The following is a 14,037-nucleotide window of genomic DNA, read 5'->3' on the forward strand; positions in this document are numbered from 1 at the left end:
ACAGTAATATGATCTGGGAGATGAGTTCGTCGCGAGCGGTGAGGTGAGCTGTGGGTAGTGAAGTGCAGGACCTGACCGTCGACGAGCCGGTCGACGACACCGCCAGCCTGCTGCGTGACCCTTACCCGATCTTCGCGCGGCACCGTGCCAGGCACGGCGTGTTCCGCGGCTCGGTGATGGACTGGTCGAAGACACCGGAATCGCTTCTGCCGGAACATCAATTCGCCGCCGTGTCCTTCGAGGCGGTCAACACGGTCTTCCGGGACGGGAAGTCGTTCAACTCGAAGATCTATGACAACACCATCGGGTTGTTCATCGGCCCGTCGATCCTGGCGATGGAGGGCAAGACCCACCGCGACCACCGCAACCTGGTCTCGTCCGCGTTCAAGTCACGCTCGTTGCAGCGCTGGGAGCCCGAGGTCGTCCGCCCGATCTGCGAGGCGCTCGTCGATGAGTTCATCGAATCCGGCAGCGCTGATCTGGTGCGCGACTTCACCTTCGAGTTCCCCACCCGGGTGATCTCCAAGCTGCTCGGTCTACCTGAGGAAGACCTGTCATGGTTCCGGCAGCGCGCCGTCGAGCTGATCAGCTACACGGTGAAGTACAAGCGCGCCTTCGAAGCATCTGCGGCCTTGAAAGACTATTTCCTCGGCCAGATCGACCTGCGCCGCTCCCATCCCACCGACGACATCATCGGCGATCTGGTCACCGCGGAGATCGACGGAGAGAAGCTCACCGACGAGGCCATCTACTCGTTCCTGCGGTTGCTTCTGCCTGCCGGTCTGGAGACCACCTACCGGTCCTCGGGCAACCTGATCTATCTGCTGCTCACCCACCCCGAGCAGTTCGCCGCGGTGCAAGCCGACCACGAGCTGATCGGGCAGGCCATCGAGGAGGGGCTGCGCTACGAAACCCCGCTCACCACGGTGCAACGCTCGACCACCCAGGACACCGAACTCGACGGCGTGGCACTGCCCGCCGGTGCGGTGATCGATGTGTGCATGGGATCGGCCAACCGCGACAAGAACCGCTGGGAACGGCCGGAGGAGTTCGACATCTTCCGAAAGCGGGTTCCGCACATCACCTTTGCGGCCGGCGAGCACACCTGCATGGGGTTGCACCTGGCCCGGATGGAAACCCGGGTGGCAATGGAGAGCCTTCTGAGCCGGGTACGCAACCTCAAGCTGGTCACCGACGACGATCCGCACATCTTCGGTCAGCCGTTCCGGTCTCCCACCGCCATACCCGTCACCTTCGAGCCGATCCGCTAGTGTCGCGCGTCTGAATTTGTTTTACGGGCGTGGGGCAGGATTTCGTCGGCGGTCTTGGTCCACACGAATGGGTGGCAACGTTGGTTCCAACCGTCGATGAATGCGCCGATGGCTGCGATGAGTTCTTTGACGCTGTCGAACGATCCCCGGCGGATCGCTTGGCGGGTGATGATCGAGAAGAACACTTCGACCATGTTCAGCCAGGAACCTGATGTCGGGGTGAAATGCAGTGTCACACGCGGATTCTTGGCTAGCCACGCGTTGATGTCCGCATGCTTGTGGGTGTGGTAGTTGTCGCACACCACATGTAGCCGGCGCCTCGGATACGCCCGGGCCACGGTCTTGAGGAAGTCGAGGAACTCGGCTTTGCCGTGACGTTCATAGCAGCGGTCGGTCACTTTCCCGGTCGCGATCTCCAGTGCCGCGAACAGGGTCGCGGTGCCGTTGCGCTGGTAGTCGTGTGTGGCCTTCTCTGGCAGACCCGGGCGCATCGGCAGGATCGGTTGGGTCCGGTTCAGTGCCTGAATCTGCGATTTTTCGTCTACGCACAAAACGATCGCTTTCTCGGGCGGGTTCAGATACAGCCCGACGACGTCACGAACTTTGGCTTCCAGTTCGGGGTCGGTGGAAAACTTGAACGTCTGGCGGCGCCACGGTTTGACCCCGTAGCGTCGCCACGCCCGGGCCACGGTGGCATCCCCGACGCCGAGGTACTTACCCAGCAGACGACTCGACCAGTGCGTCACCGCCAACGAATCCGGCGGCGGATCGAGTGTGGCCGCCAGGATCGCCGCGTCATCGACAGTCTTAGGTCGACCACTACGGGGTTCATCGTCCAGACCGTCAATGCCTAACGCGGCGAACCGATCCCGCCACTTGATCACCGTCGGCCGCGACACCCCCACCAGTCGGGCCGCTCCCGACGTGCCCGCACCATCGCCCACGGCCAACACGATCCGGGCCCGCTCAACATGGCCGGCAGGCATCGTCGAGGACCGTGTCCACGACTGCAATGTCGCACGATCCTCATCACTGATCACCAACGCAGATGACGGCATACACCATCATCGCACACTGTAAACTAATTAATGACGCGCGACACTAGCCGGGCGCTGCAATGGCCACGCCCGCAAGCACCAACGGACGACGTCGCCGCGAACGCGGGTCGATCAGCGTCGACGAAATCCTGCGCGGCGCTTTCGAAGTGGCCGACGAGGTATCGATCGACAACCTCAGCATGCCGCAGCTTGCCCGTCATCTCGATGTCGGGGTGACCAGCATCTACTGGTACTTCCGCCGCAAGGACGAGCTGCTCGACGCGATGACCGAGCGTGTCCTGCTCGACTACGACTTCAGCGTGCTGTCCATCGAGGCCGGCAATTGGCGCGAATCTCTACGCGCCCATGCCCACCGCATGCGGAAGACGTTCACCAACAATCCGATCGTGTGCGATCTCATCCTGATCCGCGGCACCCGCGGCATACCGGCGGCCCGGCCCGCGCTCGAGAAGATCGAACAGCCGGTGGCCGCACTGGTGGCCGCCGGCCTCACCGCCAGGCAGGCACTCGACACGTACACGGCCATTTCCGTGCTGGTGCGTAGCTCGGCCGTACTGCAGCGCCTGCAGAGCAGAACAGCCGATGACCAGTTCCCGCGGGAGTACTGGGAGCAGGTACTCGACGCCGAGGCCATGCCGCTGATTGCCTCGATCCCCGGGCGGGGCTACCGGATCGGCATGGCCGACGACATCAACTTCGACCACATTCTCGACAGCATCCTCGATCGCGCCGCATCATTCTGCCGAGCAGACGCGTAGGTACCGTAAAACCCGCAATGTCGGGTGCTTTCGTGTCTGCTCGCGCGTGGAACGTCACCGCCGGGGCAGGCGCCAGCCGATGGTCTTGGTCTCGGTGTACTGCGTGAAACCTTCGATCCCGCACTGCCGTCCGACACCGCTGTTCTTGAACCCGCCGAATGGCGCGTCGGCACCGTAATACATGCCGCCGTTTACACCGATGGCCCCGGTGCGGATGCGTCGTGCGATTCCCATCGCGCGCTCGGACGACGCCGACACCACCGCGCCGGCCAAGCCGAACGCACTGTCGTTGGCGATCCGCACGGCCTCGTCGTCATCGTCGAACGGGATCATCACCAGCACCGGACCGAAGACCTCGTCCTGCGCGATCGACGAGCTCGGGTCGGCCCCGACGATGACGGTGGGTGCGACGAAGTGCCCGCCGGTCAGATACTCGGGCAATCCGTCCGGTACGCCGCCACCGACCGCGATGTCGGCTCCGTCGCGACGGGCACCGTCGATGGCATCGAGAACGCGCTGCTTCTGCGCCGCGCTGATCAGCGGGCCCACCAGTGTGGTCGGCAACGCGGGATCGCCCACCGGCACCGCACCGAATGCCATGGTCACATTGGCGACCGCTTCGTCGAACAGGCTGCGATGCACCAGCATCCGGGTGTTGGCCGCACACGCCTGCCCCGCGTGCACACACGCCCCGATCGCTCCGGGGATGATGTGGCCGGGCTTGGCATCGTCGAGCACGATCATCGCCGACTTGCCGCCGAGTTCGAGGAAGGTGCGCTTCATGGTGTCCGCACCGACCCGCATCAAATGCCTGCCGACGGCAGTGGATCCGGTGAACGAGACCATGTCGACCCGCGGATCGGTGCCCAGAAGTCCCGCAACCTCGTTCGACGGCGTCGAGACGACGTTGACCACGCCGGGCGGCATGTCGGTGCGCTCGGCGATCAACCGGCCCAGCCGGGTGGCGTTCCACGGCGTGTTCGGATCGGGTTTGAGCACCACGGTGTTGCCTGCCGCCAGGGCCGGCCCGAGCTTGTTGAGGATCACCTCGACCGGGAAGTTCGACGGGGTGATCGCGGCGACCACACCGACCGCCTCCTTGACCACCGTGCGGGCGTTGCGGTCACCGAACAGCCCGCCGCCGTCGAGCGTGCGCTCCCATTCGAACTCGTCGATCAGCCGGGCCGGGTATCGCAGCGCATCGGCCAGCGGCCAGTCCAGCTGGGCATTCTCCGTAGTCATCGCCGGGCAGCCGACTTCGGCGATCAATTCCTCACGCAGGTCGGCTTTTTCGGATTCGATGGCCTCTTGCAGCTGGGCCAGTACGCGCTGACGCAATCCGCGATCGGCGCTCCAGTCGGATTCGTCGAACGCGCGCCGGGCCGCTCCGATCGCTCGATCCATGTCCTCGGCGCCGGCGGCCGCGGTGGTCCCCAGAACCAGGCCCGTGGCTGGGCTGAGATTGTCGAACTCCGCACCGGACGCCGCCGATACCAGCGCACCGTCGATCAGCATGCGCTTCTCGGCCCGCCCGGCGGCCCGCCGTCCGATGTCCACACTGGTGACGGCCTCGTCCACGACTTCGCTCACGCGCTCAACTGTAACACTTACAGTATAGAAATCAGCAGGCTTCCACCTGCACCGGCACCCCGGTCAGCCAGGACATGCCGGCGAGCGCCTCGACATCGGCCGGATCACTCGACATCAACTGGTTGACGTTGGCCCCGCCGGCCTGGTTGGCGATCCGCCAGCCACCGCTCCCCCGGTGGCCCCAGCCGTGCGGTATCGCGATGGTGCCGCGCACGATGTCGTCGGTGAGCGACAGCGCGATGTCGATCTGGCCATAGGGCGACCGCACCCGCACCGCGTCACCGTCCGCCAGGCGACGCGCCGCGGCATCATCGGTGTGCATGAGCGCACGGTGAATCCTCTTGCCGCGCATGAGCAGCGGCGAATTGTGCAACCAGGAGTTCTCCGAGCGAGGTTCGCGCATGCCGATCATGCGCAGAGGGTAGCCATCGGGCTTGGCTCGTCGCGACATGGCAGTGATCTCCGAGGCGATGTCCTCATGTGCCAGCCGGATCCGCCCCTTCGGGTACACCACGACCTCGCCGAGCACGCCGGTACGGATTTCTGGTGCCACCACCACGCCGTGCGGATGCTGTTCGGCCAGGCGGCGGAACGTCAGGCCGCCGCGGCGCAGCCCGAAACGGTCACCGCCGTCGGCCATCCGGATCATCATGTCGATCACCGGCCGCGGGCTGAGCCGCTTGCCGCGTCGCGCCGCCCGCTTGGCTGCCAGCCGAAGTGCGACGAAAACCGGTGTGCGGACCTTCATCCGGCTGATCAGGTCGACGACGATGTCCCATTCGGTGCGGGCCTGGCCGCGCGGTGTCACCACCGCGTCGGTGGCCTGACGGAACGGCGTGGCCTGGAACATCTGGAACGTGACCGCGAAGTCGTCCCGCTCATACATCGTCGTCACGGGCAACACGTAATCGCAGTGTGCGGTGGTCTCGTTGACGTAGAGGTCCAGACCGACCGAAAGGTTGGTCGCCTCCAGCGCTTGCTCCAACTCCAGGCCGTTCGGTACCGACAGCACGGGGTTGCCGGCACCGATGAACATCGCCTTCACCTGACCACGGCCGGGTGTCGTGATCTCCTTGGCCATGAACGCCGCGGGCTCGGCCCCGATGACCGATCGGAACCCGCCGACCCGCGTCCGCTTGTTCTGGTAGCTGCGGCGCAGCGAGGCGCCCATCGCCATCGATCCCCACTTCTGACCGGGGATGCCCAGCGTGCTGAACACGCTGCCGCCCGGGGTGTCCAAATTGCCGGCGACGAGGTTGACGGCGTCGAGCAGGTAGGTGGTCAGCGTGCCGTTCCGGCCGACGCAGGTGCCCAGCCGGCCGTAGACCGCGGCCCGTTCGGTGCCGGCGAGATCGCGGGCCAACGCGCGCACCGTCTCCGGGTCGATCCCGGTGTGTTGCTGTGTCCGTTCCGGAGTGAACGGTGCGCACTGCTCCCGCAGCCAGTCCAGGCCCTCGGCCTGCGTCCTGGCCCGCGCGCTGACGAGCCCCTCGGTGAACAGCACCTGCAGGATCGACAACAGCAGATACGAATCGGAATCCGGGATGATCCCGAGCCAATCGAACTGCGCGGCGGTCTCGCTGCGCCGGGGATCGACCACCACGACCCGTCCGCCGCGCTTCACGATGTCGTGCATGCGGTCCTTGATGCGCGGCGCGGTGAGGAAACTGCCGTGCGACACCACCGGATTGGCGCCGAGCATGACCAGCAGGTCGGTACGCATCAGGTCCGGGATGGGCACGGGGAACGGCGCCCCGTAGAGGAACTGGTTGGCCAGCAGCCGGCTGCTGGTGTCCTGGGTCGAGGAGCTGAAGAAATGGCTGTCACCACCGATCCCCTTGGCGAACGCCATCGCGGCGAACAGGTGCGAGTAGCTGAAGGCCGCGGGGTTTCCCATGTACCACGCGAACGCACCCGAACCGTGGCTCCGGTGGATCTCGGTGAGCCTGGCCGCGATGTCGTCGAGCGCGGCATCCCAGCTCACGGGTTCGAAGCCGTCCCCGGTCCGCTTCAGAGGTCTGGTGACCCGGTCGGGGTCGTTGACCACCTCGGTGAACGCGATGCCCTTCTGACAGGCAAATCCCGCCGACAGCGGGTGGTCCTTGTCCGGCCGCAGGGCAGTCAGACGGCCATCTTCGATTGTGGCGATCATGCCGCACAGCGGCTCGCAGATCCGGCAGAACGTGGGCTTGGTGTCAGCCATGGACTCAGCCTTGCGCTCGGTCACTTGGACTACGTTACTGTAAGAGTTACAGTTGCTAGACATTTTTGGCCGAACACGGAGGATCGGACGTATGCAGAAGGCCCTCGCGCCGGAGATCTCGACCTGGCCGGACGCCGAACCCCAGCTGATCGGCAGCCGCTGCACCGACTGCACGGCCACCACGTTCCCCGCCCAGGCTCGCTGCCCCAAATGCTCCGGCGGCGACACCGAACAGGCCCTGCTGCCCCGACGCGGCACCGTCATCGCCTGGACCACCCAGGGCTTCCCACCCGGCGCCCCCTACAAAGGACCCACCGGGAAAGCCTTCGTCCCCTTCGGCGTCGGCCTGGTCGAACTCGCCGACGACACCGGCCCCGTCCTGCGCGTCGAAGGCCGCCTCACCGAAAACGACCCGGCCAAACTGCAATTCGGCATGGACGTCGAACTCACCATGATCCCGTTCACCACCGACGAAGAGGGCAACGAAATTGTCACCTTCGCCTTCCAGCCCGTCTAGAGAGGCCGCGCACATGACCAATGACGTAGCGATCATCGGCGTCGGCCTGCACCCGTTCGGCCGATTCGAGGGCAAGTCCGCGATGCAGATGGGCGTCGACGCGATCTTCGCCGCAGTCGCCGACGCCGGAGTCGACTGGAAAGACATCGGTGCCGCCACCGGGGGCAGCTGGACGGTGGCCAACCCGGACGCCATCGTCGGGATGGTCGGGCTGACCGGCATCCCGTTCACCAACGTGTTCAACGCGTGCGCCACCGCGGCCAGTGCCACCAAGGCCTGCGCCGATGGGATCCGGCTCGGCGACTACGACATCGGCATCGCCGTCGGCCTGGACAAGCATCCTCGCGGTGCGTTCACCGAGGATCCCGCCCTGGTCGGGATGCCCAGCTGGTACGCGGAGAACGGCCAGTACCTGACCACCCAGTTCTTCGGCATGAAGGCCAACCGATACCTGCACGAGCACAACATCTCGCAGCGCACGCTGGCCAAGGTGGCCAACAAGAACTTCCGCAACGGTGCCCTGAACCCGAACGCGTTCCGGCGCAAGCCGATCAGCGAGGACGACATCCTCGACTCGACGATGCTCAACTATCCGCTGACCCAGTACATGTTCTGCGCGCCCGACGAGGGTGCGGCTGCGGTGGTGATGTGCCGCGCCGACATAGCCCACCGCTACACGGACAAGCCGGTGTATCTCAAGGCCGTCGAGGTTCGCACCCGGCGCTACGGCGCCTACGAGGTCAACACCACCTGCGCACCGGTCGAAGAGGACGTGGCGCCGACGGTGTACGCCGCGCGTGCCGCGTTCGAGAAGGCCGGGGTGGCACCAGAAGACGTCGATGTCGTGCAGTTGCAGGACACCGACGCCGGCGCCGAGATCATCCATATGGCCGAATGTGGATTCTGCGCCGACGGCGACCAGGAGAAACTGCTGGCCGACGGCGCCACCGAGATCGGCGGATCACTGCCGGTCAACACCGACGGCGGCCTGATCGCCAACGGCGAGCCCATCGGCGCCTCGGGCCTTCGCCAGATCCACGAACTGGTACGCCAACTACGCGGAGAGGCCGGTGACCGGCAGGTGCCCGGCAACCCGCGTGTCGGCTTCGCCCAGCTCTACGGCGCACCCGGCACCGCCGGCGCGACCGTACTGACGCTCTGAGGAAAGATCATGACTGAACAGTTCAGGGAAGCACCGATTTTCGACGCCGACCAGCACATGTACGAGACCGGCGACGCGCTGACCAAGTTCCTTCCCGAAAAGTACTCGCGCGCTGTGCAGTACGCCCAGATCGGCCGCCAGACCCGGGTGGTGATCAACAGCCGGGTCACCGACTTCATCCCCAACCCGACCTTCGAGCGCGTCGCGGCACCCGGGGCGCACGAGAAGTTCTTCGCCGGGGAGAACACCGAAGGTCTGACCCTGCGCGAGATGCAGGGCAAGGCCATCGACGCGCCCGAAGCCACCCGCAACCCGGAGGACCGGGTCAAGGAACTGGATCGCCAGGGTGTGGTCGAGGCGCTGAACTACCCGACCCTGGGCAGCCTGGTCGAGCACTCCAGTGCCGATGACCCGCAGCTGACGCTGGCGATCGTTCACGCACTCAACCAGTGGATCCTCGAACACTGGAGCTTCGCCTACGCCGACCGGGTCTTCTCCACACCGATCATCAATCTGTCCGAAGTCGATGCGGCGCAACGTGAACTGGAATGGATCCTCGACCACGGCGCGAAAGTCGCCCTGATCAAACCCGGCCCGGTCAACGGCCTGCACGGCTGGCGCTCGCCTGCCCTGCCGGAATTCGACCCGTTCTGGCGGGACGTCGAGGCCGCCGGCCTGCCGATCGTCCTGCACGCCAGTTATCCCCCGCTCGACGACTACGTCAACAAGTGGGAACCGCCCTACACCCAGAACTTCATGGCGCAGAGCGCATTCCGCTGGATGGTGCTGGGCCACCGCGAGATCGCCGACATGCTGACCGCACTGATCTGCCACGGCACTCTGACCCGGTTCCCGAAGCTGCGCATCGCCAGTGTGGAGAACGGCAGCAGCTGGATCTTCCCGCTGTTCCACGATTTCGCCGACCTGTACAAGAAGATGCCGCAGAACTTCCCCGAACATCCGCACGACGTGTTCCGCCGCAACATCTGGGTCAGCCCGTTCTGGGAGGGCTGTGTGTCCGATGTGGTGGAGACGGTCGGGTGGGACAAGGTGCTGTTCGGTTCGGATTATCCGCATCCCGAAGGGCTGGCCGAGCCCAAGGGCTTCTGGAAGTACGCCGAGGGCATGGACATCCGTCGCACCTATGACTTCATGGGTGACAACGCGCGGCGGTTCATGGGCCTGCCGATCGCCAATCCCGATCCCGAAGCCGCCAAACCGCCCTCGCTCGCCGAAGTCTGACGCTCAGCCGTCCGTCTTCACGGGCAGTTGCAGATACGAGGCGCGGGATGCCCCGGTGTGGATGAGGTGGTGACCGCTGTTCTGCGGCACGTATTCCCGGAGTCCGGGCATCCACGACCCGAACAGATTCTTCGCACTGATCACCAGCCGCAACTGCTCGCCGGGGTAGAACACCAAACCGATCGGAGACAGGTCGATCTCGACGTCGACCACCTCTCCGGACGCCAACTTCTCGACGCGATCGAAACTGTGGACAGGGATTTCGTCGGTCGACGCCGACTCGTCCAAGTGCCGCATCGAGACCCGCAGACGACCGCTGGAGCCCTTGTACCGCAGGATCGACGCTCCGTGTTCGGTGAGGTCGTGGATCGTCGCCGAGTGGTTGGGCACGGTGAACTCCTGCAGCGGTGCGCCCTGGGCATTGAGCTTCTGGACGAACACGAACAGGTCCATGTCGTCTGCGCCCTCGGCCTCGACCCACAGTCGCACCTTGGGGTAGCCGACCATCGTGGTCTCATGGTCGAACCGGACGATGAACGAAGCCAGGCCAGGATTGGTTTCCACGTCGTAGCCCGCCGTCGCCTCCGCCGTGGGTGCCTCCGTAGACAAAGTGCCGCAGCGGCCGTCCAAGTAGTACTTGGCATAGACGACACCGGACGGCGGGAACCGGTCCGCCGGCAGTTCGACCTGTCCGCCGCCTTCCAGGTCGAGAACGGCGTAGCGCACGCGCGGGGTCTGCTCCCAGTCGTTGTCCTCGCCCTTGAGGAAGTGGTCGAAGAAACGGCGCAGATCCTCGCGGTTCGTCTCGTCGTAGTAGTCGGGCCACTCCTGAGTGTTGTGAATACGCAGCCACTTCCGCTCTGAGGCCAAACCCCGCCAGGCCCGGAACGTACCCACCGTGTGCAGCGAGTTGGAATAGCTGGCCACCACGTAGGCCGGGACGTCGATCCGGTCGACACGAGGAATCTTGTTCTCCCACAAGCCGTTCATCAAGGGGTACCGCTCCGCCTCGGCAAGGATGTCCTCCTTGCGACCATTGCCCCAGAAGCTGTGGTCTCGCAACTGCCTGGCGAATCCGGTGTCGGGCATCCCACCGCGCATCACCAGATCGCGGTAGACGTCGCTGACCCCCTCCCACGGATTGATCGCCGCCAGATGCGGAGGTTGTTCGGCCGCGGCAAACCATTGCGCAACAGCGAGATAGGAAGTGCCGCTCATCGCCACCTTGCCGGTACACCACTCCTGGACAGCCAGCCACTCGATCAGATCGTGGCAGTCTTCACCCTCTTGCCGATCCCATAGAACGCTGTCTCCCTCCGAATCCGAGACGCCCCGCACGTCGGGGTTGCAGATCGCATAACCCTGGGCACACCAATATGCCGGGTCGGGCCCCTCGAACTTGTGCAGTCCCGACACGATTCCGTTGTCCAGGCCGACCAGACCGAACACACCCATCGCCGCCGGAGCACTGCCCTCACTTTTGCCGTACGGGCTCCACGCCACGATCACCGGCACCTTCTCGTCCCCCACCGGCCGCAAGATGTCGACATAGGTTGTCGCTCCGTCACGCATCGTGACGGCCACGTCCTTGTCGAGGACGATGTCGACCGGCAACGTCCGGAAAGCGGGCGCGAGACGAAAGCCCGTCGGCAGGGTGCGCGTCCCCGGATCGAACCCGCTGAGCACGCCGTACCTGTCGCCGGGCTCCAGGGGACTGGAGGGCATGAACAGTGCGTCTTCATGGGCCATGGCCGTCTCCTTTCCACCCGTGTGGCGGCTCGCTTCGGAGATCGTAGGCGCGACGATGCACAGAAATCAACCGCTGTTGATATATCTGTGCTTGCGGAGTACGTTCGCAGAGTGGCCGTGAACAGCAACCGGGTTACGGAGCGCCGGCGCGGGCGCCGGCCCGGTGTCAGCACGAGCCGGCAGGCCATCCTGGACGCCGCCCGTGCCCGCTTTGCGCGCAATGGTTACGTCGCGACCACCATCAGGCAGGTCGCCGCCGACGCGGGCGTCGACGCCGCGCTGGTGATGCAGTTCTTCCGGTCCAAAGACGAACTGTTCGCCGCGGTGATGTCAATCTCGCCAGACACATTGGCGCACCTGAGCGGCGCTTTCGATGGGCCCGATGAAGGTCTCGGCGAACGGGTGGTGCGCGCCTTCCTGACCGTGTGGGAGGGCGCCGCGCGGGACTCCGAGCCGCTGATGGCGATGCTTCGCGGTGCCGTCGTCAACGAGCAGGCGAGCATGCAATTGCGCGAGTTCATCCAGGCACGACTGCTCAACGCCGTTGGACAGCGCGGTGTCGGCGATGACGCCGTACTCCGCGCCGGGCTCGCGTCATCGATGCTGGTTGGGCTCGTGCTGGGACGCCGAATCGTCGGTGTGCCCGCGCTTGTCGACGCCGACGGCGAGAAGCTGGTTACGCTCGTCGCGCCGGCAATCCAGAACATATTGGCGCCGGAGTCCTCCCGGCCACCAGAAGTATCACCATGATCGAAGGAGCCGACTGATGCGCATCGTCACCGTCGAGGAACACTTCGAACACCCCGAGGTGAGCCGGCAGGTTCTACAGCTGGGCGGCCCGCCCAGCGGCTTACCGCTCGAAGAACTCGCCGAGTTCGGCTCGGTGTTCAACGACGACCGTGACGCGGCGACCCGCCTCGGCGGGAATCGGCTGGCTCACATGGATGCCGTCGGTGTCGATGTTCAGGTGGTTTCCCACGGCAACGGCAGCCCGAGCACCTTGGCCGCACCGGAATCGGTGGAGTTGTGCCGTCAGGTCAATGACGATCTGGCGCAACAGATCTCCGAACATCCCGACCGATTCCGGGGCTTCGCCACCTTGCCCCTCTACGATCCCGTCGCCGCCGCCGAGGAACTGCGCCGTTGTGTCGGCGACCTCGGGTTCGTCGGCACGTTGATCGCCGGAACATTCGACGGACTGTTCCTCGACGAGTCCCGTTTCGACCCGATACTCGCCGCGGCAGAAGCGGTGGACCTGCCCATCTACGTGCATCCTGGACTACCCCACCCGCAGGTCTCGCGGCCGTACTACTTCGGCGACTGGCCTGCGGCCGCTGCAGTGATGTTCTCCGGACCCGCATTCGGTTGGCACGCCGAGGCAGGCATCCACGTCATCCGCCTGATCCTGTCCGGTGCGCTGGATCGCCATCCGGGCCTGAAACTGCTGAGCGGGCATTGGGGTGAAGTGATGGCGTTCTGGCTCGAACGGCTGGATGAGACCTTCGCGTTGGTACGCCCGGGACATGATCGCAACGTCAGTGACTACTACCGCGAGCAGATCTGGGTAACCCCATCGGGGATGTTCAATCAGCATCAGCTCGACCACGTGGTGGCCGAACTGGGCGCCGACCGGATCATCTACTCCGAGGACTTCCCGTACGTCAAGCGCGACAATGTCACCGAATTCCTCACCGGTTCAGGGCTTCCCGAAAAACAGATGCATGCCATCGCGCACAACAACGCCGAAGCTCTGTTGCGCATCTGACAGCTCACACCCTCTAGCCGCGGTCGGCCGGACGGCCCGACGCGGCAGTGAGTACGCGGCGGGCCCGCGCGGTCATGTCCGCGGCAGATTCGTCCGGGTGGTGCTGCCACCACTTCACCAACGCCGAGACTATGTGCTCCCACACCACCGTGGCCGCGGAGAGGTCGCCCGGGTCGTCGAGGCCGACGGCGGCCAGCGCCCGACTGACCCCGCCTGCGGCTTGCTGCCGCAGGATGGTGCGTTGTTCGCGCGCGGCGTCGCGCGCACGACCGGCAGGCACCGACCGGTCGTAGAGCACCGGCCAATCGCTGGGCCGGTCAGCCAGGGTGGCGAAGATCGCCTCGAGCACTCGTTCACCGTCGGTCGCGCCGGCCGACTGCACGGGTATCGCGTCGCCGATGGCACCGGCCAACGTTTCGCCCGCACGCCGCACACAGGCGACGTAGAGGTCCTCTTTCGAGCCGAAGTAGGACAGCACAAGCGCTTTCGAAACTTCGGCGTTGGCGGCGATGACGCTCATGTGCGCACCGGCGTAACCCGATGCCGCGAACTCGGCCGACGCGGCCGCCAGGATGGTCTGCTCACGCTGCTCGCGGGGCATGCCCTTGGTGCCGGTTCGCTGAGGTCGCACGCGCATGACGCTATCGAACTGCCGACTCATCCACCGACCACACTCACTCACTTGAATTGACCTATCGGTCACTTCATCGTAGGTTACCGCT

12 protein-coding genes are annotated in these 14,037 nt (G+C 65.3%); 7 read left to right on the forward strand and 5 right to left on the reverse strand.

The features are described from left to right. Positions 1–50 precede the first annotated feature (50 nt). Complete coding sequence (locus ACNQVK_RS26325; protein ID WP_418031871.1) at positions 51–1,271, forward strand: cytochrome P450; 1,221 nt, start codon at positions 51–53, stop codon at positions 1,269–1,271. Here the strand turns inward: ACNQVK_RS26325 and ACNQVK_RS26330 are convergent. Beyond that, positions 1,268–2,329, reverse strand: coding sequence for an IS630 family transposase (locus ACNQVK_RS26330; protein WP_016895231.1), 1,062 nt, complete (start codon positions 2,327–2,329; stop codon positions 1,268–1,270). The genes ACNQVK_RS26325 and ACNQVK_RS26330 overlap by 4 nt on opposite strands. Positions 2,330–2,388: 59 nt before the next feature. Between ACNQVK_RS26330 and ACNQVK_RS26335 the strand changes: the two genes are divergently transcribed. After that, positions 2,389–3,087: a TetR/AcrR family transcriptional regulator gene (locus ACNQVK_RS26335; RefSeq protein WP_418031872.1), complete on the forward strand. Its 699-nt coding sequence runs from the start codon at positions 2,389–2,391 to the stop codon at positions 3,085–3,087. A gap of 54 nt (positions 3,088–3,141) precedes the next feature. On the opposite strand, the gene ACNQVK_RS26340 is transcribed toward ACNQVK_RS26335, so the two are convergent. Next, complete coding sequence (locus tag ACNQVK_RS26340) at positions 3,142–4,677, reverse strand: aldehyde dehydrogenase family protein (RefSeq protein WP_418031873.1); 1,536 nt, start codon at positions 4,675–4,677, stop codon at positions 3,142–3,144. A gap of 31 nt (positions 4,678–4,708) precedes the next feature. Further along, entirely contained in the window at positions 4,709–6,880 is a 2,172-nt protein-coding gene (locus ACNQVK_RS26345; protein WP_418034346.1) for a molybdopterin-containing oxidoreductase family protein, read from the reverse strand. Between the two features lie 91 nt (positions 6,881–6,971). On the opposite strand from ACNQVK_RS26345, the gene ACNQVK_RS26350 reads away from it, so the two are divergent. Genes ACNQVK_RS26350 through ACNQVK_RS26360 form a run of 3 tightly spaced genes read left to right on the forward strand, consistent with a single transcriptional unit; the run spans position 6,972 to position 9,801 of the window. Then, positions 6,972–7,397, forward strand: a complete 426-nt coding sequence (locus ACNQVK_RS26350; RefSeq protein ID WP_418031874.1) for a Zn-ribbon domain-containing OB-fold protein — start codon at positions 6,972–6,974, stop codon at positions 7,395–7,397. A 13-nt stretch (positions 7,398–7,410) separates the two neighbouring features. Beyond that, positions 7,411–8,559, forward strand: coding sequence for a thiolase family protein (locus ACNQVK_RS26355; protein WP_418031875.1), 1,149 nt, complete (start codon positions 7,411–7,413; stop codon positions 8,557–8,559). A 9-nt stretch (positions 8,560–8,568) separates the two neighbouring features. Next, positions 8,569–9,801, forward strand: coding sequence for an amidohydrolase family protein (locus ACNQVK_RS26360; protein ID WP_418031876.1), 1,233 nt, complete (start codon positions 8,569–8,571; stop codon positions 9,799–9,801). Between the two features lie 3 nt (positions 9,802–9,804). Here ACNQVK_RS26360 and ACNQVK_RS26365 read toward each other — a convergent pair whose 3' ends face one another. Then, positions 9,805–11,550 (reverse strand): CocE/NonD family hydrolase, encoded by a 1,746-nt coding sequence (locus ACNQVK_RS26365; protein WP_418031877.1) that lies wholly within the window; start codon positions 11,548–11,550, stop codon positions 9,805–9,807. A gap of 111 nt (positions 11,551–11,661) precedes the next feature. Here ACNQVK_RS26365 and ACNQVK_RS26370 point away from each other — a divergent pair, with 111 nt between their 5' ends. Continuing rightward, entirely contained in the window at positions 11,662–12,300 is a 639-nt protein-coding gene (locus tag ACNQVK_RS26370; protein ID WP_418031878.1) for a TetR family transcriptional regulator, read from the forward strand. Positions 12,301–12,316: 16 nt separating this feature from the next. After that, entirely contained in the window at positions 12,317–13,315 is a 999-nt protein-coding gene (locus ACNQVK_RS26375; RefSeq protein WP_418031879.1) for an amidohydrolase family protein, read from the forward strand. Between the two features lie 13 nt (positions 13,316–13,328). Here ACNQVK_RS26375 and ACNQVK_RS26380 read toward each other — a convergent pair whose 3' ends face one another. Continuing rightward, positions 13,329–13,916 (reverse strand): TetR/AcrR family transcriptional regulator, encoded by a 588-nt coding sequence (locus ACNQVK_RS26380; protein ID WP_418034348.1) that lies wholly within the window; start codon positions 13,914–13,916, stop codon positions 13,329–13,331. Positions 13,917–14,037: the final 121 nt, after the last annotated feature.

The sequence above is a fragment of the Mycobacterium sp. 134 genome, assembly GCF_048282715.1.
Lineage (GTDB): Bacteria > Actinomycetota > Actinomycetes > Mycobacteriales > Mycobacteriaceae > Mycobacterium > Mycobacterium septicum.